The 21,177-nt window shown below is 58.7% G+C and carries 18 protein-coding genes; 9 read left to right on the top strand and 9 right to left on the bottom strand.

Annotation, left to right across the window (positions count from 1 at the left end):
• Positions 1-16: 16 nt before the first annotated feature.
• Complete coding sequence (gene argH, locus FZF01_RS00975; RefSeq protein ID WP_150276236.1) at positions 17-1,411, bottom strand: argininosuccinate lyase; 1,395 nt, start codon at positions 1,409-1,411, stop codon at positions 17-19.
• 84 nt (positions 1,412-1,495) lie between these two features.
• Here argH and FZF01_RS00970 point away from each other — a divergent pair, with 84 nt between their 5' ends.
• From FZF01_RS00970 to FZF01_RS00945, 6 genes are all read left to right on the top strand, one after another.
• Entirely contained in the window at positions 1,496-2,575 is a 1,080-nt protein-coding gene (locus FZF01_RS00970) for a sensor histidine kinase (RefSeq protein ID WP_150276235.1), read from the top strand.
• An 11-nt stretch (positions 2,576-2,586) separates the two neighbouring features.
• Positions 2,587-3,336 (top strand): LytR/AlgR family response regulator transcription factor, encoded by a 750-nt coding sequence (locus tag FZF01_RS00965; protein WP_150276234.1) that lies wholly within the window; start codon positions 2,587-2,589, stop codon positions 3,334-3,336.
• A 79-nt stretch (positions 3,337-3,415) separates the two neighbouring features.
• On the top strand, positions 3,416-4,354 hold the full coding sequence (gene hemC, locus FZF01_RS00960; RefSeq protein ID WP_150276233.1) for a hydroxymethylbilane synthase: 939 nt from the start codon (positions 3,416-3,418) through the stop codon (positions 4,352-4,354).
• Positions 4,351-5,121, top strand: coding sequence for a uroporphyrinogen-III synthase (locus tag FZF01_RS00955; protein ID WP_150276232.1), 771 nt, complete (start codon positions 4,351-4,353; stop codon positions 5,119-5,121). Before hemC ends, FZF01_RS00955 begins: the two co-directional genes overlap by 4 nt.
• A 1-nt stretch (position 5,122) precedes the next feature.
• Positions 5,123-6,418: a uroporphyrinogen-III C-methyltransferase gene (locus FZF01_RS00950; protein WP_150276231.1), complete on the top strand. Its 1,296-nt coding sequence runs from the start codon at positions 5,123-5,125 to the stop codon at positions 6,416-6,418.
• Positions 6,415-7,647 (top strand): heme biosynthesis HemY N-terminal domain-containing protein, encoded by a 1,233-nt coding sequence (locus tag FZF01_RS00945; RefSeq protein ID WP_150276230.1) that lies wholly within the window; start codon positions 6,415-6,417, stop codon positions 7,645-7,647. The genes FZF01_RS00950 and FZF01_RS00945 overlap by 4 nt, the downstream gene beginning before the upstream one ends.
• Before the next feature lie 15 nt (positions 7,648-7,662).
• Here FZF01_RS00945 and FZF01_RS00940 read toward each other — a convergent pair whose 3' ends face one another.
• The 4 genes from FZF01_RS00940 to trxA form a co-directional block, all read right to left on the bottom strand.
• Positions 7,663-8,631, bottom strand: a complete 969-nt coding sequence (locus FZF01_RS00940; RefSeq protein WP_150276229.1) for a 2Fe-2S iron-sulfur cluster-binding protein — start codon at positions 8,629-8,631, stop codon at positions 7,663-7,665.
• Positions 8,632-8,665: 34 nt separating this feature from the next.
• The gene (gene ubiD, locus FZF01_RS00935) at positions 8,666-10,132 is read right to left on the bottom strand and encodes a 4-hydroxy-3-polyprenylbenzoate decarboxylase (protein ID WP_150276228.1); all 1,467 of its coding nucleotides are present in this window, start codon (positions 10,130-10,132) and stop codon (positions 8,666-8,668) included.
• 179 nt (positions 10,133-10,311) lie between these two features.
• On the bottom strand, positions 10,312-11,577 hold the full coding sequence (gene rho, locus FZF01_RS00930; RefSeq protein WP_150276227.1) for a transcription termination factor Rho: 1,266 nt from the start codon (positions 11,575-11,577) through the stop codon (positions 10,312-10,314).
• A 224-nt stretch (positions 11,578-11,801) separates the two neighbouring features.
• Complete coding sequence (gene trxA, locus FZF01_RS00925) at positions 11,802-12,128, bottom strand: thioredoxin TrxA (RefSeq protein WP_150276226.1); 327 nt, start codon at positions 12,126-12,128, stop codon at positions 11,802-11,804.
• A gap of 158 nt (positions 12,129-12,286) precedes the next feature.
• Between trxA and ppx the strand changes: the two genes are divergently transcribed.
• Positions 12,287-13,792 (top strand): exopolyphosphatase, encoded by a 1,506-nt coding sequence (ppx, locus tag FZF01_RS00920; RefSeq protein WP_150276225.1) that lies wholly within the window; start codon positions 12,287-12,289, stop codon positions 13,790-13,792.
• Here the strand turns inward: ppx and ppk1 are convergent.
• The 3 genes from ppk1 to FZF01_RS00905 form a co-directional block, all read right to left on the bottom strand.
• Positions 13,771-16,014 carry a polyphosphate kinase 1 gene (ppk1, locus tag FZF01_RS00915; protein WP_150276224.1) on the bottom strand — a complete coding sequence of 748 codons (2,244 nt, stop codon included), beginning with the start codon at positions 16,012-16,014 and terminating at the stop codon, positions 13,771-13,773. The two genes, ppx and ppk1, sit on opposite strands and share 22 nt — an antisense overlap.
• 15 nt (positions 16,015-16,029) lie before the next feature.
• Entirely contained in the window at positions 16,030-17,043 is a 1,014-nt protein-coding gene (gene hemB, locus FZF01_RS00910) for a porphobilinogen synthase (protein ID WP_150276223.1), read from the bottom strand.
• A 76-nt stretch (positions 17,044-17,119) separates the two neighbouring features.
• Complete coding sequence (locus tag FZF01_RS00905; protein ID WP_150276222.1) at positions 17,120-18,352, bottom strand: GGDEF domain-containing protein; 1,233 nt, start codon at positions 18,350-18,352, stop codon at positions 17,120-17,122.
• 235 nt (positions 18,353-18,587) lie between these two features.
• Here FZF01_RS00905 and FZF01_RS00900 point away from each other — a divergent pair, with 235 nt between their 5' ends.
• Together FZF01_RS00900 and FZF01_RS00895 are read left to right on the top strand one after the other, a co-directional pair.
• Positions 18,588-19,163 (top strand): DUF6436 domain-containing protein, encoded by a 576-nt coding sequence (locus FZF01_RS00900; RefSeq protein WP_150276221.1) that lies wholly within the window; start codon positions 18,588-18,590, stop codon positions 19,161-19,163.
• 10 nt (positions 19,164-19,173) lie between these two features.
• A complete protein-coding gene (locus FZF01_RS00895; protein ID WP_223825370.1) occupies positions 19,174-20,685 on the top strand; it encodes a methyl-accepting chemotaxis protein in 1,512 nt (503 codons plus the stop codon).
• A 2-nt stretch (positions 20,686-20,687) separates the two neighbouring features.
• Here the strand turns inward: FZF01_RS00895 and FZF01_RS00890 are convergent, their stop codons facing one another.
• Entirely contained in the window at positions 20,688-21,134 is a 447-nt protein-coding gene (locus FZF01_RS00890) for a YaiI/YqxD family protein (RefSeq protein ID WP_150276219.1), read from the bottom strand.
• Positions 21,135-21,177: the final 43 nt, after the last annotated feature.

Below are 21,177 nucleotides of genomic sequence, written 5' to 3'. Positions count from 1 at the left end.
CCAGGGTTCATGCAGTTCAGCTGGCGAGCAGGTCGCGACCGCGCACTACGGCGGCGCGAACCTGGGCTGGAGCCGTGCCGCCAATGTGGTCACGGGCATTGACCGAGCCTTCCAGCGTCAAGACATCAAACACATCCTTCTCGATCTGATCGCTGAATTGGCGCAGTTCTTCAAGACTCATTTCGGCCAGATCCTTGCCGCTTTCCACGCCAAATTTGACCGCATGTCCGACGATCTCGTGGCAGTCACGGAAGGGCAGGCCACGGCGAACCAGGTAGTCGGCCAGGTCCGTAGCAGTGGAAAAACCGCGCAAGGCCGCCTCACGCATGGCCTCGACATTCGGCTGGATTGCCGGGATCATGTCGGCGAAGGCGCGAAGACAGTCGCGCAGGGTATCCACGGCGTCAAACAGGGGCTCCTTGTCTTCCTGGTTGTCCTTGTTATAAGCCAGTGGCTGGCTTTTCATCAGGGTCAGCAGGCTCATCAGTTGGCCATACACGCGACCGGTCTTGCCGCGCACCAGCTCGGGCACGTCAGGGTTCTTTTTCTGCGGCATGATCGAGGAGCCGGTGCAAAACCGGTCAGGCAATTCGATGAAGTTGAACTGGGCACTAGTCCAGAGCACCAGCTCTTCGGAGAAGCGTGACATGTGCATCATGGCCAGTGAGGCCGCAGCGCAGAATTCGATGGCAAAATCGCGATCCGATACGCCGTCCAGTGAGTTGCCGGAGACAGCATCAAAACCGAGCAGCTCACAGGTGATGCTGCGATCAATCGGGTAAGTGGTGCCTGCCAATGCGGCGCTGCCCAGGGGCATGCGGTTGACCCGCTTGCGGCAATCGAGAAGGCGCTCGCGGTCGCGGCTGAGCATCTCGAACCAGGCCAGCAGATGATGGCCGAAGGTCACCGGTTGCGCGGTCTGCAGGTGGGTAAAGCCGGGCATGATGACCGCTGCATGGCGTTCGGCCTGGTCCAGCAGTCCGGTCTGCAGGCGTTGCAGCTCGACCAGAATCACGTCGATCTCCTCGCGCAGCCAGAGACGAATATCGGTCGCCACCTGATCGTTGCGTGAGCGCCCGGTGTGCAGCTTCTTGCCGGTAACACCGATTTGCGCGGTCAGTCGCGCCTCGATGTTCATGTGCACATCTTCCAGATCAACACGCCAGTCGAACTGCCCGGCCTCGATTTCGCTCTGGATGCTGTGCAGGCCGGCGATAATGCTGTCGCGTTCTTCTTCGCTTAGCACGCCGACGCGGGCAAGCATCGTCGCATGGGCGATGGAGCCCTGGATGTCCTGTTTGTATAAACGCTTGTCGAAATCAACCGAGGCGGTGAAGCGGGCTACAAAGGCGTCGACGGGCTCACTGAAGCGGCCGCCCCAGGATTGGTTGGTTGTCTGATCTTGGCTCATAGGTCGGGTTGTTCCGCTGGCAAAAGCCCATAGCATACCACTTCATGCTTGCGCGATGGCGCCCCGCTGGCGGACACTTGAGTGATGAAGAACGGACTCTGGACACTGCTTGCGCAACCCTACTCGGGGGAAGATTTCTTTCTCCCCGACCTGTGCTCGTCCGTTGCCGTTTTTACTCTGGTTGTGCTGGCTGAGCTTCTGGTACTTACCTGGGTCCTGGCAGTACCTTCCGCCAAGGGTTTTGACTGGCTGAGCCTGGCCATGGCATCGCTTTTCGTGCAATGGATTGTGCTGTTGTCAGCGGCATTGCTATGCCGCCTGCGCGGCTGGATTCAGCGGCGTGCTCTGTGGATAGCGATCGCGGTCTGTCTGCTGGTAGTGGTTGGTCTCACCCTCATATTTACCGTCCTGGCCGACTGGGTACTCAAGCAGGGTATGCTTGGTGCGCCTCAGTTGCAGGCCGGGCAGATGCTGCGCCACGGTCTCATCGCCCTGATCATGACGGGTTTGCTGTTACGCTATTTCTATCTGCAACAGCAGTGGCAACGCCAGCATGAGGCCGAGCTCAAGGCTCGGCTGCAATCGCTGCAGTCACGCATACAGCCACACTTTCTGTTCAATAGTCTCAATAGTATCGTCAGTCTGATCGGCAGTGCCCCGGACAGAGCCGAATCGGCAGTGCTCGACCTGGCCGATCTGTTTCGCGCGAATCTGGCTGAGGTCGGGGGTGTTGCTACCTGGGAGGAGGAGCGGCACCTTTGCGAAGGCTATTTGCGCATCGAGCATTACCGGCTCGGTGAGCGGTTGCAGGTTGAGTGGCAGTGCGATTTGCCGGCGCACACTCCGATGCCATTGCTGACTCTGCAGCCTTTGCTGGAAAACGCTATCTTGCACGGGCTCCAGCCCAGTCTGACGGGGGGTAATATCCGCATCTCCGCGGGGCTGCATGGCGGGGTAGTCGAACTGTTGGTGTCAAACAGTTGTCCATCATTGACGAACAATCATGAGGGCAGTCGCATGGCGCTGGACAATATCCGTGCACGCATGAATGTGCTATTCGGTCCTCAGGCCAAGCTGGAAGCCTGGCGCGAGGGGGAGCGCTTCTTCAGCAGGCTGGTCTATCCTGTTAGTCACACGTCCTCAATCTTGCAGAGAAGTCATTAAGGCATGAAGGCATGAAAGTACTTGTAGCCGACGATGAACCACTGGCCCGGGAACGCTTGTCACGTTTGCTCGATGCGTTGCCTGGTTACCAACCCTTGCCGGATATGGCGAGCAACGGGCAGGAGACGCTCGACCTGGTGCAGCGTGAGCATCCCGATATAGTCCTTCTGGATATAAAAATGCCCGGTCTGGATGGATTGCAGACGGCGGCGAAGCTGTGTGAGATGCCTGACGCGCCAGCGGTTATCTTCTGCACTGCCCATGGCGAGTATGCCCTGGATGCCTTTGCGGTCAGTGCCGTGGGCTACTTGCTCAAACCTGTGCGTAGCGAGGCCCTGGCCGACGCACTGGCCAAAGCGCAAAAACTCAATCGAGTGCAGTTGTGCAGCCTGGGTCGCGCCAGCGGTCAGGGCGAGGGTAGCCCGGCGCGTAGCCATATCAGCGCACGTACCCGCAAGGGTGTGGAGCTGATCCCGATCGACGAGGTCCTGTATTTCATCGCTGATCACAAATATGTCACCCTCCGTCATACCGGCGGCGAGGTCCTGCTGGATGAACCGTTGAAGGCACTGGAAGACGAATTTGGCGATTATTTCGTCCGGATACATCGTAACGCGTTGGTGGCGCGGCATCGCATCGAGCGCTTGCAGCGCAGTTCTGTAGGGCATTTCCATCTGCACCTCAAAGGGCTGCCTGATGAAAATCTGACGGTCAGCCGTCGTCACGTACCGGGTTTGCGCAAACTGATGGATCATCTGTGATTGCCGGCTTCAGGGAAGCTCGCATGGATGCATGCCGGAGCATGGCGTATCATGCAGACTGGTTTTGAGCGAGAATCCCATGAGTCGACATCTGCGTATTGCCACCCGCAAGAGCGCCCTGGCCCTGTGGCAGGCCGAGTACGTCAAGGCACGTCTGGAACAACTCCACCCCGAAGTTACCGTCACGCTGGTGCCGATGGTCAGCCGTGGCGATCAGCTACTGGATTCGCCGTTAGCCAAAATCGGCGGTAAGGGTCTGTTCGTCAAGGAGCTGGAAGCAGCGATCATCAGCGACCAGGCTGACCTGGCGGTGCATTCCATGAAAGATGTACCCATGGCCTTCCCCGAAGGCTTGGGATTGTATGTGATCTGCGAGCGCGAGGACCCGCGCGACGCCTTTGTTTCCAATCAATATGAAAATGTCGACAGCCTCCCCCAGGGCAGTGTTGTGGGGACTTCAAGCTTGAGACGCCAGGCGCAGATCATGGCCCGACGGCCTGACCTGCAAGTACGTTTTCTGCGCGGTAACGTGAATACCCGTCTGGCCAAGCTGGATGCCGGAGAATACGACGCAATCATTCTGGCTGCTGCTGGTCTCATGCGTCTGGGCTTTCACGACCGCATCCGTTATGCAATGCCCCCCGAGGAAAGCCTTCCGGCCGGCGGCCAGGGCGCGGTGGGTATTGAATGTCGCAGTGACGATCAGGAACTGCATGCGCTTCTTGCCCCTTTGAATGATGAGGACAGCGCCTTGCGGGTGCGCGCGGAACGAGCGTTGAATACACACCTCAACGGGGGCTGTCAGGTACCGATTGCCTGCTATGCCGAGCGCCAGAACGGCGAGATATGGTTGCGTGGGATGGTCGGAGATCCCGATGGCACCTTGTTGCTGACGGCGGAGGGTCGCGGTCCTGAGGCCAGCCCGGAGGCACTGGGCATTCGCGTGGCGGAAGATCTGCTTGGTCAGGGTGCACAGAAGATTCTTGATGCGGTCTATCTGGGAGCCGAGAGTCGGTGACACCCGCAATACTGCTCACCCGCCAACCTGCGGACAACCAACGATTGGCGGGAAGGCTCGATGCCCTGGGCATAAGAAGTTATTGCACGCCCCTGCTGCAGATCCGGGCGGTCGAAGAAAGCAGTGAGCAGCGAAGTTTGCTGCTGGATCTGGATCGTTATCAGGCGGTGATAGCGGTCAGTCCTGTGGCTGCGCGGTTGGGCCTGGAGCGGCTTGACCGTTATTGGCCGCAGGTTCCGCTGGGCATAGATTGGTTTGCCGTGGGCGAAACCACCGCAGGTATTCTGCGCCAATACGACCTGCCGGCCCAGGCGCCGCTGGATGGCCAGGACAGTGAGGCGCTGTTGGCTTTGCCGCGCTGGGAAGCACTTCTTGCCGAGCCGAATCTGCGGGTGATGATCTGGCGCGGCGTGGGTGGGCGCGAGCACCTTGCTTCGCGCATAGCTTTTGCTGGCGGGCAGGTAGACTATCTTGAGTTGTATCAGCGCCTGCCCGCGGACGGCTTGCCACAATCGATCGAGGCTGCCCGCCAGGCCGGCGTACGTGGCATAGTGGTACTCAGTGTTCAGGCGCTGGAATACTGGCATGCAGCTGCTGGACAGGAATGGTTGCAGCAACGTCTCTGGCGCTGCTGGGTTCCCGGCAATCGGGTGGCCAAACGGGCTGCCGAGCTGGGCTGCGAAGACATAATAATGTGCAACGGTGCGGATGATGACGCGTTAGTTACCGCCATCAATGCCCACCGGCTGACAGTACAAGGGGAATAGCGTGGAACCGATCGACCCGAGCAAGAGCGGCAGCAAGGATAACGCCACAGATCACGCTGCCAGCGATGATTCCATCAAGTCTGAAAAAAACCGGGCAGAAGGCCCCGGCACTGGGCCGGTCGGTGCGCACCCGGAATCTTCTGCAGGCGCTAAACCCGTGACTGGCGCCCAGTCCGATATTTCGAAGCCGTCTGCAAGCGCTTCTACGGCTAACGCGGGTCTGGGCGGCAAGGGTAAGACACCACCTCCCGGGACCAGAGCGTCAAAGGGTAACAATGGATCGGGGCGGGGTCTGGCTGCAGTAGCGCTGATAGTTGCCATCGCGGCCCTCGGCCTGCAAGCCTGGCAGTGGCAAACAGATAACCAGCAGGCCGCAGTGCAAGGAGAGGAACTGAGCGGACAGATGGAGCAGTTGGCTAATGCGCAGCGCCGTGGCCAGCAGTCCATGCAGGCACGGCTGGAGGGACTTCCCGATGGCGCCACGTGGCAACAGATGCAAAGCCTGGCCGCCGAGCTTCAACGCAGCCAGAGAGCCCTGAGTCAGGAGTTGGACGTCATACGCGGGGATGCTCGTGCTGACTGGAAACTGGCCGAAGCGGAATATCTGCTGCGCCTGGCGAGTCTGCGATTGCTGGCCGCCCAGGATGTCAGGTCAGCCCGTGAGTTGTTGGAAGCGGTTGACTCCATCCTGCGCGAGCAACCCGACAGCGGGGTATTTGCAGTACGCGAGGCGTTGGCGCAGGTTCAGGCATCTATCGAAGCGTTACCTGAAATTGATCGCTCGGGTATCTATCTGCGACTGGCGGCATTGCACGAGCAGGTCAACCGGCTGGTTCTGTTGCCGGTGCCGGAGTTCGACCCAGACGCAATCAGCGCAGAGGAGGAATATGAGGATCGACTCTCACGCCGGACTCGCGCCGAGCGCGTACTCATGCGTCTGGAACGCTATGTGCGTGTGGATTTCCAGCGCGGCAAGGTCATTACCCCCCTGCTGGATGAGGCGGAGATGCAACGGGTTCGTCGTACCCTGCAATTGACCATGGAGCAGGCTCAGTGGGCTGCTCTTCGCGGAGAAAGCGCCATATACCAGGCTAGCCTGACTCAGGCGAAGAATATTCTGCAGCAGTTCTTCGAGCTGGAGAATCCGCAGGTGAAGGCAATGCAGAGTCAGCTCACTGCATTGGCTGAACGCCAGGTCGATCTTGATGCGCCAGATCTTTCGGATGTTCAACAGGATCTCGCTGCCTACATCCAGAGTCGTCGTAGCCCAACCAATAGTGGGGAGGGCGCTCAATGAGCAAAAGTTATCTGGCTGTACTGGCCATATTGCTGGTCGCTGCTCTACTGGGTATGGCGGTAGCCGAGGACCCGGGCTACCTGTTGATTGCCTGGCGAAATATGTCGATCGAAACCAGTATCTGGGTCGGGATTGCCTTTCTACTGGCGCTCTGGCTGGTGCTTTCTTTGCTGCGTGCAGTGGTTCGTCTGCTTAATGTGTCGGGTCGTAGAATCAACCCCTGGTCCCGGCATAACCGCCAGCGTCGGGCCAACCAGGTCACGACCCGGGGCCTTCTGGAATTTGCCGAAGGCCACTGGGCCGAAGCAATGAGATTACTCAAGCGCTCGGCACCCCACGCTGAGCAGCCATTGATCAATTACCTTGTGGCGGCCCGGGCTGCTCACGAGCTGGAAGATTATGCCCAGTGCGACGGCCTGTTGCGCGAGGCTTACGAGACCACTCCTCAGGCTGACGTTGCCATCGCGGTGACCCAGGCGCAGCTACAGATCGCTCGCGGTCAACTGGAGCAGGCTCTGGCCTCGCTGACGCGGCTGCGCAAGGACCATCCCAAGCATCTTTATGCCTTGAAACTGATGGGCCAGCTCTACGCCAAACTGGAAGACTGGTCCCGGTTGGAGAAGCTTCTACCGGAGTTGCGCCGGCACAAGCTGCTGAGTCCTGGCGATCAGGAAAGCCTGGAGCATCAGGTTTATATCGCCCTGCTCGGGGAGGCCGGCCAGCGTCGACAAACGGAACCCGGTCAGGCCGATATGCTGACAGCGCTCTGGGAGCGGCTGCCCAAGCATCTACGGCACGATCCGGCGCTGGTCGAGGCCTACTGCATTCAGTTGCGTCATCAGGGTCGCAGCGATGAAGCGGAGACGATTTTGCGCGCTGCCCTGCGCGAAGGTTTCAACGAACGACTGATCCATCTTTATGGTCTGGTGGAGGGTAAGGATCCTGCTCGCCAATTGAGCAGCGCAGAGCACTGGCTGGCCGACCACCCGCATAATGCTACTCTGTTGCTGGCCCTGGGTCGGCTGGCGTTACGCAACAAGTTGTGGGGTAAGGCAAGGGAATACCTCGATGCCAGCTTTACCAGCAAGCGGGATATTCAAACCTGTGCGGAGCTGGTTAGGTTGCTGGAGCATATGGGCGACCAGAAAAGCAGTCAGCAAATGCTGCGTCAGGGATTTGACCTGATGGTGCACGACTTGCCCGAGCTGCCGATGCCGGATGCTCGCTGAGTAGGCCAGCGCCCTTCAATCGCGAGGGGCGTAGGCAAACACGTCGGCGTGCATCTGTTCACCCGGCATGCCTGCCTCAACCAATGCATCCAGGGTGCCGTAGACCATAGGCGGCGAACCACTGACGTAGAACTCGTACTCGCTCAGGTCGCCGAGGTCTGCGCGGATCGCCTCATGCAACATGCCCTGGCGCCCTGACCAGTCGGGATGGTCGCTGACGATCTTGTGCACAATCAGGTTCTCCTGCTCCTCCCAGCGCTGCCAGTAGGTGGTCTCGTACAGATCATCGCCATGACGCACCCCCCAGTAGAGGTGAATCGGGTAGGCGAAGCGCTGCTCGAGACAGTGCTCGACCATGCTCTGCATCTGCGACAGACCGGTGCCTGCGGCGATCAACACAAGCGGGCGATCCGGCAATGTAGCAAGGTGGCAATCACCAAAGGGTACCTGAACATGGGCAATGCGATCACGCCGCATTTGCTCGATCAGGGCTTCGGTCGCCGGATCCTTGGCCAATATATGCAGTTCCAGCGTCCGCTCCTGGTGGGGTGCAGAGGCGATAGAGAACGGGGTCGCTTCACCATCGGGTCTTTGCAATAGCAGATACTGGCCGGCGTGATAGCGCAGGGGTTTACCTGCCGGGGGGCGTAAATCAATCTGCCATACATCCGCCCCTATTGGCTCACAGGCGACTACCTGGCAGGCAACGCTGTGCTGCGGCAGCTCGCCGGGCGCAAGTACATGCTCCCAGAAAAGCTCGCAGTCTTCTTGCGGCGTGGCCAGACAGGTGAAAATTTCACCCTGGGTACGTGTTTCGTCGTTCTGCATGACTCTGCCCTGCAGCAGCTGCGCATTGCATACATGACAATTACCGTTACGGCAGCTTTGCGGCGCGTCGAAGCTAAGCCGGCGCGCGGCATCAAGAATGCGCTCGCCGGGTAACAGGTCCAGTACATGACCCGCCGGTTGCAGTGTTACCTTCATAATCCGCTCTCTGGCCTCATTGGAGTTGGCGTCATCAGTCAATACCCAGCTCGGCCCAGATATCGTCAATACGCTTCTTTACTGCAGGGTCCTGGGCAATGGCTACTCCCCACTCGCGCGTGGTTTCTCCGGGCCACTTGTTGGTGGCGTCCAGGCCCATCTTGCTGCCGAGCCCGGATACCGGGGAGGCAAAATCCAGATAATCGATCGGCGTGTTGTCGATCATCACCGTGTCCCGCTTGGGGTCCATCCGGGTAGTTATTGCCCAGATCACATCATTCCAGTCGCGGATGTTGATATCGTCGTCGGTAACGATCACGAACTTGGTATACATGAACTGGCGCAGGAAGCTCCAAACGCCGAGCATTACCCGCTTGGCATGGCCCGGGTATTGTTTCTTCATCGAGACAACGGCCATCCGGTACGAGCAGCCTTCAGGCGGCAGATAGAAGTCAGTGATCTCCGGAAACTGCTTCTGCAGAATGGGAACGAATACCTCATTCAGTGCTACACCGAGGATAGCCGGTTCATCCGGTGGTCGTCCGGTGTAGGTGCTGTGATAAATCGGTTTTTCACGCTGGGTTATACGCTCAACAGTAAATACCGGAAAACGATCTACCTCATTGTAATAGCCGGTGTGGTCACCAAAGGGGCCTTCGTCAGCCATTTCGCCGGGATGGATCACGCCCTCCAGCACAATCTCGGCACTGGCTGGCACCTGCAAATTGGAGCCCCGGCATTTGACCAGCTCGGTACGTTGGCCGCGCAGAAGCCCTGCGAAGGCGTATTCCGAAAGACTATCGGGTACGGGAGTCACGGCGCCGAGAATGGTGGCCGGGTCCGCGCCGAGCGCGACGGCAATCGGAAAGGGCTCACCCGGGTGTTTTTCACACCAGTCCTTGAAGTCCAGAGCGCCGCCCCGGTGGCTCAGCCAGCGCATGATCAGCTTGTTGCGACCGATTACCTGCTGGCGGTAGATGCCCAGGTTCTGCCGCTCCTTGTTCGGGCCACGGGTGACCACCAGACCCCAGGTGATCAGTGGCCCGGCATCCCCAGGCCAGCAGGTCTGCACCGGGATCGAGGAAAGATCCACGTCCTCGCCCTCCATTATCACTGCCTGGCAGGGAGCGTCGCGCACAACCTTGGGGGCCATGGAGATGACTTTCTTGAAAATGGGCAGCTTGGACCAGGCGTCTTTGAGACCCTTTGGCGGATCGGGTTCCTTGAGGAACGCCAGCAGCTTGCCGATTTCACGAAGCTCGCTGACTTCCGTAGCGCCCATGCCCATGGCCACTCGCTGCGGAGTGCCAAACAGGTTGCCAAGCACTGGCATGCTGTAACCGGTCGGGTTTTCGAATAACAGAGCCGGACCACCCTTGCGCAGGGTGCGATCGCATATCTCGGTCATTTCCAGTATTGGCGAAACGGGAGTCTGGATACGCTTGAGCTCGCCGCGCTGCTCCAGGCCCTTGATGAAATCACGTAGATCGGAGTACTGCATCTCAGCTTCAAGCCTCAAGCGGCAAGCTGCAGGCATCCTGGAGACTGCCTCAGCCTGTGGTTTCTGGTTGGAAGCGCATTATGCCGGTAAAGCTGTTTGCGGGGGTGGCGTAAAATGCAACAAGCTGCAAGCAGTGTAGATCTGCTTGCAGCTTGAGGCTTGCCACTTGTCGCTGCGGTTCAGTTCTTGCTGCGCTTCATCGACTGGAAGAACTCGTTGTTGGTCTTCGTGTCTTTCAAGCGGTCCAGCAGGAACTCGATTGCGGCGATTTCGTCCATCGAGTGCAGAATCTTGCGCAAGATCCACATGCGCTGCAACTCGTCTTCGCTGGTCAGCAGCTCCTCGCGGCGGGTGCCGGAACGGTTGATGTTGATCGCAGGGAACACACGCTTTTCGGCAATCTTGCGATCCAGGTGGATCTCCATGTTGCCGGTGCCCTTGAACTCCTCGTAGATCACCTCGTCCATCTTCGACCCGGTGTCGACCAGTGCGGTGGCGATAATGGTCAAGCTGCCGCCTTCCTCGATGTTGCGAGCTGCGCCGAAGAAGCGTTTGGGTTTTTCCAGGGCGTGGGCGTCGACACCACCGGTAAGTACCTTGCCTGAGCTGGGGATTACGGTGTTGTAGGCGCGCGCCAGACGGGTGATCGAGTCAAGCAGAATGATCACGTCCTGTTTGTGTTCGACCAGACGCTTGGCCTTTTCGATCACCATCTCGGCGACCTGCACGTGCCGGCTCGGCGGCTCATCGAAGGTAGAGGCAACGACTTCACCGCGCACGGTACGCTGCATCTCGGTCACTTCTTCCGGGCGCTCGTCGATCAGCAGTACGATCAGGTGACACTCGGGGTTGTTGCGCGCAATGTTTGCCGCAATGTTCTGCAGCATCAGCGTCTTACCCGCCTTGGGCGGAGCAACTAGCAGGCCTCGCTGACCTTTGCCGATAGGTGCGCACAGATCGATGATCCGGGCCATCAGATCTTCTGTCGAGCCGTTACCCGCTTCCATCGCCAGACGCTGGGTCGGAAACAGCGGTGTCAGGTTTTCGAACAGGATCTTGTTCTTGGTATTTTCCGGCCGATCGAAGTTGATGGAGTCAACTTTCAGCAGCGCAAAATACCGCTCGCCGTCCTTTGGAGGTCGAATCTTGCCGGCGATGGTGTCGCCGGTGCGCAGATTGAAGCGCCGGATCTGGCTGGGTGACACATAGATGTCGTCAGGGCCGGCCAGATAGGAGGAGTCTGCAGAGCGAAGAAACCCAAAACCGTCCTGAAGAATTTCCAGCACGCCGTCGCCGTGAATGTCTTCACCGCCTTTGGCGTGTTTTTTCAGGGTTGCGAAAATCACATCTTGCTTGCGCGACCGGCCCATGTTCTCGAGGCCCATCTGTTCGGCGATTTCCAGCAGTTCGGTAATAGGTTTTTGTTTGAGTTCGGTCAGGTTCATAGAGTCGGTAGGATATAATTTTTCGGCAGGACGGGTTAGTAAGAGGCCGCCATGAATGCATGGGGCGATGGGTTTGGCTGATGTTGGAAAGCCACAATCGCAGGGTGCGACAAGGAATTGAGGGCTAAATCTAGCACTGCTTGCTGGGAACGTCCATAGTCAGATAGCAGAAAGTCTGCACGCAGTGAACTCCCCCGGTCGGCGGACAACCGGGGGAAGGTAGTTCAGATGTTGCTATCAAGGAAAGCAGAGAGCTGTGACTTCGAGAGTGCTCCTACTTTGGTCGCCTCGATATTGCCGTCCTTGAACAGCATCAAGGTCGGAATGCCGCGTACACCATACTTGGGCGGCGTGTCGGCATTCTCGTCGATGTTCAGCTTGGCAATTTTCAGTTTGCCCTGATATTCCTTGGCAATCTCATCCAGAACCGGGGCAATCATTTTGCAGGGGCCGCACCACTCTGCCCAGTAATCGACCAGCACGGGGCCGTCAGCCTTCAGCACTTCGCTATCGAAGCTGCTGTCTGTGACATGCACGATCAAATCGCTCATTAGTTTCTCCAGGGTTCAAAGACAAATCAGGTTTCACTATAGCATCACCTCGGCAAACAGCGGAAGGCGGCGGGTAAGCAGTTATGCACACGTGCACGCGGGCCAAAGGCTTCAATGCAGTGTTAGAATCCGGGGAACTTACCCCCGGAGGCAGTCGCATGGTGCAAAGAGAACAGTCCGATTTCCCGCTGGTTGCTGCCATTGACCTTGGCTCCAACAGTTTCCACATGGTTCTGGCCAAGGTGGATCACGGCGAAATTCGCATTCTCGAACGACTCGGTGAGAAGGTGCAGTTGGCCGCGGGCCTTAATGAAAAGGGTGAACTCAACGAAGAGTCAATGCAACGCGGTCTCGATTGCTTGAGGCGTTTCGCACAACTGACCAATGGGTTGCCTGATGGCGCGGTACGTATAGTCGGTACCAATGCGTTACGGGAGGCGCGCAACCGGGGTCAGTTCATGCGTCAGGTCCGGCAGATAATCGGGCACAAGGTCGATGTTATTTCAGGTCGTGAAGAAGCGCGTTTGATTTACCTTGGCGTTGCCCACACTCAGGCGGACGATCAGGGCAAGCGTCTGGTGGTGGATATCGGCGGCGGAAGTACCGAGTTCATAGTGGGTGAACGTTTCGAATCCTTGTTGCGAGAAAGTCTGCAGATGGGCTGCGTGTCCTACACGCGTGCGTATTTTTCCGAAGGCAAGGTCAATGCCAGTCGCTATGCCCAGGCCTATACCACGGCGCGACTGGAGCTGATGAACATCGAGCAGGCTATCGGACGCATGGGTTGGCAGGAGGCAGTGGGTGCCTCTGGGACCATTCGTACCATTGGGCAATGTATGCAGGGTTCCGGACAGAAGGAGCCGGGATTGACGCTTGAGGGTCTCAATTGGGTCAAGCGCCGGGTCATACGGGCAGGGCACGTCGACAAGATCGATATCCCCGGCCTGAAGGCCGATCGTCGTGCGACCCTGCCAGCCGGCTTGGCGATTCTGGAAGCGATCTTTGACGCACTCGGTGTGCAGAATATGGCCCACTCCGACGGCGCGCTCCGGGAAGGTGTGCTTTATGACTTGCTCGGCCGCCATCAGCACGAGGATGTGCGCGAAAGAACCCTGAGCGCGCTGATGGAGCGCTGCCATGTGGATGTTGACCAGGCATCGCGTGTAGAGCACAAGGCGCTCAGTCTGCTGGGCAAGGTGGCTGGGGCCTGGGGTCTGACTGAAGTCAGGCACGCCGACATGCTGTGTTGGGCTGCGCGGGTACACGAAGTAGGCCTGGATATCGCACATAGCCAATATCACAAGCATGGCGCCTATCTGATCGAGCATGCCGATCTGGCGGGATTCAGTCGCCAGGAGCAGCAGGCTCTGGCGCAACTGGTGCGCGGCCACCGACGTAATTTGCCCAGTACCGAGCGCCTGGCGGAATTCGGTGAAGAGGCAACCTACCTGCTCAGGTTATGCATGCTGTTGCGCCTGGCGATTCTGTACCACCACATTCGCGGCAATCAGACCATGCCGGAGCTTGCCGTTGAGGCCGGCTCCGACTACCTGCAGTTACACTTCCCCGAAGGTTGGCTTGACGCCAACCCGCTGACCAACGCCGACTTTGCCCATGAGGCCCAGTTCTGGGCCAAGGCGGGTTATACGTTGACGGCGCGCTGAGGCGAACTGGAGAGCTTCTCCAGCAGGGTGCTCTGGGCACTGCGCGCCAGTTGATTACCCGTAGGTGAGCTGCGCACGTAGGTGCCATCGGTTTGCAGAATCCAGCTCTGGGTATTGTCAGTCATGAATACCAACAGCTCCTGCTTGGCTCGGGTGATCAGCTTCTTGCCCTCGAGGGGGAAGCAGGTCTCGACGCGCTTGTCCAGGTTGCGCTCCATCATGTCGGCACTGGACATCCACACCTGCTCCTGGCCGTCGTTGAGAAAATAGTAGACCCGGCTATGCTCCAGAAAACGGCCGATAATCGAGCGCACGGTAATGTTGTGTGACACCCCCGGTACCCCTGGACGCAGGCAGCACATGCCGCGAACAATCAGATCGATTTTCACGCCGCACTGGGAGGCCTTGTAAAGCGCCTTGATGATCTTTGCATCGGTAAGGGCATTGGCTTTGGCGATAATATGTGCAGGCTTGCCGGCCATGGCATTCATGGTTTCGCGATTGATCAGTTCGAGCAGGCGTTTCTTGAGGGTGAAGGGTGCCTGCAGCAGCTTCTTCATGCGCAGGGTCTTGCCCATGCCGATCAGCTGGTTGAAGAGTTTGTGCACGTCCTCGGTCAACGCCAGGTCGGAGCTGAGAATGCTGTAGTCGGTGTACAGGCGAGCGTTGCCTGCGTGGTAGTTGCCGGTGCCCATGTGCACGTAACGTCTGAGGATTTTGTCCTCGCGACGCAGGATCAACATCATCTTGGCGTGGGTCTTGAACCCGACCACGCCGTAGATCACTACAGCTCCGGCCTGCTGCAGGCGGCTGGCCAGTTGCAGGTTGGACTCCTCATCAAAGCGTGCGCGCAACTCGATCACCACGGTGACTTCCTTGCCGTTGCGGGCGGCATCAACCAGTGCGTTGACAATTTCCGAGTTCGCTCCAGTGCGATACAGGGTCTGCTTGATTGCGAGGACGTTGGGGTCCTGCGCGGCCTGGCGCAGCAGATCGACCACCGGGCTGAAGGACTCATAGGGGTGTTGCAGCAGAATGTCCTGCTTGCCGATCGCCTGGAAGAGGGTGTCGTTGTTCGACAGCAGCTTCGGAATGCCAGGGCTGAAGGGCGGGAATTGCAGTTCCGGATGGTTTTCCAGTGCGGTAATGGAAAACAGCCGGGTCAGGTTGACCGGGCCATTGACCTCATACAGCTCGGACTCGCTCAGACCGAACTGCTTGAGCAGAAAGTCGGTAAGCGGCTTGGGACAGTTATCCGCGACCTCCAGGCGCACCGCATCGCCGTAGCGGCGCGAGAGCAGTTCGCCACGCAGCGCCCTTGCCAGATCATCCACCTCGTCAGGGTCGACGATCAGATCGGCGTTACGGGTCAGACGGAACTGATAACAGCCCATCACCTTCATGCCCGGGAACAGATCATCGGCATGGGCGTGGATCATCGACGACAGAAAAATGAAGTTGTCACCACCGTTGCACAGCTCGTCGGGCATGCGGATCAGACGTGGCAATGAGCGCGGCGCGGGAATAATGGCCAGGCCGGAATCGCGACCAAAAGCGTCGATACCTTCGAGCTGCACTATGAAGTTCAGGCTCTTGTTCACCAGCAGCGGGAACGGATGCGTGGGATCCAGACCAATGGGGCTGATGATCGGCGCCACTTCCTGGCGGAAGAATCGGCGAATCCACAGGGTCTGCTTATGCGTCCACTGGTGTCGGCGAACGAAACGGATGCCTTTCTCCGCCAATTGCGGCAGGAGCATATCGTTCAGCAGGGCGTATTGACGACTTATCTGCTGGTGGGCTATCTCGCTGATCTTGGCCAGCACCTGCTGGGGCTGGAGGCCATCCGGGCCGGTCTGTTCGCGGGCGAAGGTAATCTGCTTCTTCAGGCCGGCCACGCGAATCTCGAAGAATTCGTCGATGTTGCCGGAAAAGATCAGCAGAAACTTCAAGCGCTCCAGCAGGGGGTAGGATTCATCCAGCGCCTGTTCGAGCACGCGGATATTGAATTGTAGCTGCGATAGCTCGCGATGAATGTACAGCTCCGGGGCATTGATGTCGGCCAGGGGCGCGGCTGGCTCAGTCTGCGTCGCAGTCGGCGCTGGAAGCCTGGGTGCGTTGGCTGAGCCACTCGGGCTGGTCTGGTCGGTCTGACTGGCTGGCGCGACGGTGTTGTCCGCGGTCTCACTTGTCTCGTCACGCACGCTCTTCAACTCCTGCATGGGTACCTCGAATGATTATTCTTTTTGCTGCAGCTGTCTGGCTGCCGCTTTGGCGAAATAGGTCAGGATGGCATCGGCGCCTGCACGCTTGATGGCGGTCAGGGACTCGAGGATAACGGCTTCGCTGAGCCAGCCATTCTGAATTGCCGCGCAATGCATCGCATATTCGCCACTCACCTGATAGACGAAAGTCGGCACGCGGAAGGTACTTTTTACCCGATGAACGATATCCAGGTAGGGCATGCCTGGTTTGACCATGACCATGTCGGCGCCTTCAGCCAGATCCTGGGCAACCTCATGCAGCGCCTCGTCACTGTTGGCCGGGTCCATCTGGTAGGTGGACTTATCGGCTTTGCCGAGATTGCCGGCAGAGCCCACGGCGTCACGGAAAGGCCCGTAATAGGCGCTGGCATACTTGGCGGAGTAGGCAAGGATACGGGTGTTCACATATCCCGCAGCTTCCAGGGCGTGACGCATTGCGCCGACGCGGCCATCCATCATGTCTGATGGTGCGACTATATCGGCTCCGGCCTGCGCATGGGACAGCGTCTGTTTGACCAGAGCCTCCACGGTCACATCATTCAGGACGTATCCCTGATCATCTATGATGCCGTCCTGGCCGTGGGTGGTGAACGGGTCCAGAGCCACATCGGTAATCACGCCCAGGCCAGGAAAACGCGCTTTCAATGCGCGCGTAGCACGCTGAGCCAGCCCCTCGGGATTATAGGCCTCGGCCGCATCCAGAGACTTGCAATGGGCTGGTGTGACCGGGAACAGAGCGATCGCCGGGATGCCGAGCTCGACCAGTTCAGCCGCTTCCTCGAGTAACAGGTCGATGGAAACTCGCTCGACACCGGGCATTGAAGCGACGGCTTCGCGCTGACCTGTTCCTTCAAGGACGAACATCGGATAGATAAGATCGTCTACGCTGAGCCGGGTTTCGCGCACCAGTCGGCGGGAAAAGTCATCGCGACGGGCGCGGCGCAAGCGGGTGTTGGGGAACTGTCGATTGGCAGGATTGAAACTCACTGGAACTCCTCAGGTTTGGATGCAGTGGCCCTCACAAGTAACAGAAGTCTGCACGATAACCTGTCTGTAAGGGACGTTATACCTCCAGATTATGACGGAATTGCGACAGTAAGCGTAATGCCATTTGGTCGCCGGGGTCGGCGCCCTGTTCTGCGGCGAGCTCAACGCGGTTGCGACCCAGCGCCTTGGCCTGGTAAAGAGCGCCGTCAGCAGCGCCAAGCAGAGCGTCAAAGTTATAGCCCTGCTGGACCGAGCAGGCGACGCCCAGGCTGAGGCTGAGGTTCACCGGGGTGCTTTCGCAATGCCATGGCTGGTTGCACAGGCCTACGCGAATCCGCTCGGCAACCTGACTGGCACTGTCGGTATCCAGGCCTGGCAGGATGAGCACGAACTCTTCACCACCAAAGCGCCCGAGAAGATCGTCGGTCCGAAGATGCTGGCGAATCCGGCTGACCATATGGCAGAGCACCGCGTCTCCTGTCTGGTGACCGAATTCATCGTTGATGCGTTTGAAATGATCGGCATCCATCATGATCAGGGTAACAGGTGCCTGCAGCTCCTGAGCCTTGACCAGCACTTCGCTTGCCCGGGCGTGCAGGCTCCGGCGGTTCAAAGTGTCCGTGAGTGAATCGCGCTCGGATAGGCGGTGCAATGCCATGGTGGTGCGGTAGTGCGTCATCAGAATGAAGCCGCTGGCCAGCCATATCTGGGCGACCATGGCTCCCAGTAATGTGGCACTCTGCAGCGCGTTGTCGGCGATTGCGGTGGTCGGTGCAAATTCGGTCAGACTTAAAAGTGCGCGTATTATCAGGCCCGAACCGCAAAGCAAGGCAATGCTACCGGTCAGCCAGAAGGCGGTGCGCAGAGGTTGCTCTGCAGTCACGAACAGCTCGCGGGCACACAGCAGGCTCATGCTGGCCAGGATCATAGATGAGATGCCCAGTCTGGCAGTGAAGCTGTCGATTTCAAACCGGAATACCCACAGCAATGCCATTGTCAGTAGCGCGGCAATGATGGGCCATGTCTGCGGCTGGCTCTTGCCCTTGAAGGCGCGTATGCCAAGCCAGGTGACACCGATACCCAGAGTCATCAAGCCGTTGGCCAGGACAATCGACAGACTCGGGTGGACCAGTTCCTGATTGACGTTGAGCAACAAGCCCAGCATCAGCGCAAAATTCCCCACGGCCCAATGCCGTAACCCTGTCTGAACTCCCGAATGCCAGGCAGCAACTGCTAGCAGCAGCGTCATGCTCAGGGTAACCAGCGAGAGCGCCGCGCCTAGAGAAGAGAGGTCCAATTGACCGAGCATAGCGGGTTTTCATCCTTGTCCGGCCAGGTGCAACCGGATCCCTTGCATGCGTTGAGTTCAGCCCTTGAAGGATACTCCCGATGGTGGGGGTGAGATAGCGAGATGCCAGAGCAATATTCCAAGTTGTGGATGAGTTAGCACTATCCTGTCGGACACTTCTGCGGAAGCTGTACAAAAAACAATCTGTGTATAATAATGTGCTGCCTTACAAATAGCTGGCGTGTGGAGTTGAGTCTTGAGCAGGCAGGAAAGCCGTTATTCCTCGACGAAAAAAATGGCGGTCGGGCTGTTGCTGTTGGGATGGTTTGCCGGACTTGCCTGGGCATTCTGGTGGTTCGAAGGACAATATGTGAAAGCCTTCGAGCGGCCTGTGTATTTCAGCGCGCAGAACGTTCAGCCGCCATTCGCTCCCGGCCAGGTTCAGGTGTTGCATGTGTGGCAGCCGGGTTGCCCCTGCAACGGAGGTCATGAGGATTATCTGGAAAGCATGACGGAGCGATTCTCGGAGCTTGGCGTCATGTTTGCTCGCGCCGGGTCGCAGAGCACTGAGGGCCTGCTGCCGGCACTCAAGCAATTGCCTCATTGGCCGATACCCAGTGAATGGAACGACTGGCCAGGGGCGCCCTCTGTGGCGATCTGGGACGCGGCGGGAAACCTGGCATACGTTGGGCCATACAGTGATGGAGCGCACTGCAGCAGGGATAGCAGTTTTATAGAGCCGGTGATCACAACCCTGTTGGCCGGACGACCGGTCAATATTGTCACCCAGGATACGGTAGCTTGCCTGTGTGACCTCAAACGAGGCATCTAGCGTGAATACAATGCAATCCAGCTCCCTGGCAGCTCACTATCTCAAGGCTGACCGCGTCATGCTAGTGGTGCTCTGGGTTTGTCAGGTTTTCGCGCTGGGGCTGGCGGTCTGGTACGGCACCTGGTTGCAGGCCCTGCTGGTCGGCGGCGGCACCCTGGCGGTTATGCACGGTCTGCATGCGTTGATCGGCGGAACTCGCCTGTTTCGTTGCGTGATGGGCGCCGCGCTGATGGTGATGTCGATGCTGCACATCAACCAGAGCATGGGCACTGTCGAAATGCATTTTTCGATTTTTGTGCTGCTCGCTGTGCTGATCTTCTATCGCGATTGGCTGCCAATTGTTGTTGCTGCCGTGGTCATTGCCGTACATCACCTGCTTTTTTTCTACTTGCAGTCGCGCGTCGCGGGTGTATGGCTTGCAGCAGAGGCAACCTGGGGTCTGGTCTTCGTGCATGCCGGCTATGTGGTGGCCGAGACAGCGGTGCTGGTCTACCTGGCGCGCGAAAGTTATCGCGACGCCCGTGATGGCGAGATGCTCGCTTCGCTTACCAGTGCCATTATGAAAAATCCGGAAGCCATGGACTTGACCCATCGCGCTACGGACGCTACGCCAGTCCTGCTCGGTTTCAACCGTCTGATCGGTCAACTTGATGATCTGATCTCAGGTGTGCAGGATACCCTCAAGCAGCTTAGCGGCGTAAGTGGCGCGGTATCGGACAAGTCAGGTCTGGTACGCGAGGGCGCTGACCGTCAGGCTAGCGAAGCGCAATATATGAGCCAGGCAATGCAGGAACTCAGCTCTGCGACCACAGACGTGGCGCGCAGTGCCGAGGAGGCCGCGGGCGCGGCCCGCAATATGAACAATCATGCCCGTCAGGGGAACGAGGCAATGCAGCAGATACGGGTCGAGATCGATTCACTGAGCGGCGATCTCGCTGTGACGGGTGACGCGGTCAACGGTACCGCCAATCTGGCCAATGAAATCCATCAGGTCGTGGATATGATCCGCGGTGTGGCCGAGCAGACCAACCTGCTGGCGCTGAACGCAGCGATTGAGGCGGCGCGTGCAGGTGATCAGGGCCGAGGGTTTGCGGTGGTTGCCGATGAGGTACGTAACCTTTCGCAGCGCACGGCAAAATCTACCGCCGAGATACAGGATCTGATAACTCGCCTCCAGCATGCCTCTGAGGCTGCGCGATCGGCAATGGAGCGCAGTCAGGAGTCGGTGCAGCGGTGCCTGGGCTCCGCGGACGCCAGCGCTTCTACGTTGGCCAATATGGTCGAGGAGATGGGCCATATTTCGCGTCTAAATGACATGATCGCAACGGCAACGCTGGAGCAGTCCACCGTGGGTGATGATGTGTCGCAGCACCTGGTCGGGGTCAAGGACGTTGCTCGGAATAATGCCGAACAGGCGGTTGCTCTCGATGGGCTTTCCAACGAGGTAGACCGGTTGCGCACAGAGCTTGAATCCCAGGCCCTGGGGTTCGTGACTACTGCTGGCGCTCGGGGCCGGTCCTAGCGTCAGAGTTTTGCCAGCAGCCGGTCGAGAGAGTTGGCGAATGCCTGCTTGTCTCGATCGCTGTAGGGGGCGGGCCCGCCACCGCCTGCCAGCCCTGCACCGCGAAGCTCGTCCATCAGGTTGCGCGTGGCCAGACGTTCGCCCACGTTGGACTTGGTGTATATCTCACCGCGCGGGTTGATCGCGGTGACATTGCGGTCGACCAGGCCTGCTGCCAGCGGGATGTCGGCAGTGATCACCAGATCGCCGGGTACTGCATGATCGATGATGTACTGGTCCGCCACATCGGCGCCGCTGGCAACCGTTACCTGGCGAATTCCCGGTCCGGGCGGCAAGGTCTGAGCGCTGTTGGCAACCAGCACCAGCTCTATCTGGCGACGCCGTGCTGCGCGTACTACCACGTCACGAACCGGTCTCGGGCACGCATCGGCATCAATCCACAGGGTCATATCAGGCTCCGTCAGCAATCCGGATATTGTGGCGCAAACTTAC

The sequence above is a fragment of the Halopseudomonas salina genome (assembly GCF_008641105.1).
This window is presented reverse-complemented; position numbering and strand designations above follow the sequence as displayed.

What these genes read in the sequence shown, in the direction of transcription:
- argH (WP_150276236.1), bottom strand. Translation starts at nt 1,411, where the DNA reads ATGAGCCAAGATCAGACAACCAACCAATCCTGGGGCGGCCGCTTCAGT.
- FZF01_RS00970 (WP_150276235.1), top strand. Translation starts at nt 1,496, where the DNA reads ATGAAGAACGGACTCTGGACACTGCTTGCGCAACCCTACTCGGGGGAA.
- FZF01_RS00965 (WP_150276234.1), top strand. Translation starts at nt 2,587, where the DNA reads ATGAAAGTACTTGTAGCCGACGATGAACCACTGGCCCGGGAACGCTTG.
- hemC (WP_150276233.1), top strand. Translation starts at nt 3,416, where the DNA reads ATGAGTCGACATCTGCGTATTGCCACCCGCAAGAGCGCCCTGGCCCTG.
- FZF01_RS00945 (WP_150276230.1), top strand. Translation starts at nt 6,415, where the DNA reads ATGAGCAAAAGTTATCTGGCTGTACTGGCCATATTGCTGGTCGCTGCT.
- FZF01_RS00940 (WP_150276229.1), bottom strand. Translation starts at nt 8,631, where the DNA reads ATGAAGGTAACACTGCAACCGGCGGGTCATGTACTGGACCTGTTACCC.
- ubiD (WP_150276228.1), bottom strand. Translation starts at nt 10,132, where the DNA reads ATGCAGTACTCCGATCTACGTGATTTCATCAAGGGCCTGGAGCAGCGC.
- rho (WP_150276227.1), bottom strand. Translation starts at nt 11,577, where the DNA reads ATGAACCTGACCGAACTCAAACAAAAACCTATTACCGAACTGCTGGAA.
- trxA (WP_150276226.1), bottom strand. Translation starts at nt 12,128, where the DNA reads ATGAGCGATTTGATCGTGCATGTCACAGACAGCAGCTTCGATAGCGAA.
- ppx (WP_150276225.1), top strand. Translation starts at nt 12,287, where the DNA reads ATGGTGCAAAGAGAACAGTCCGATTTCCCGCTGGTTGCTGCCATTGAC.
- ppk1 (WP_150276224.1), bottom strand. Translation starts at nt 16,014, where the DNA reads ATGCAGGAGTTGAAGAGCGTGCGTGACGAGACAAGTGAGACCGCGGAC.
- FZF01_RS00905 (WP_150276222.1), bottom strand. Translation starts at nt 18,352, where the DNA reads ATGCTCGGTCAATTGGACCTCTCTTCTCTAGGCGCGGCGCTCTCGCTG.
- FZF01_RS00895 (WP_223825370.1), top strand. Translation starts at nt 19,174, where the DNA reads ATGCAATCCAGCTCCCTGGCAGCTCACTATCTCAAGGCTGACCGCGTC.
- FZF01_RS00890 (WP_150276219.1), bottom strand. Translation starts at nt 21,134, where the DNA reads ATGACCCTGTGGATTGATGCCGATGCGTGCCCGAGACCGGTTCGTGAC.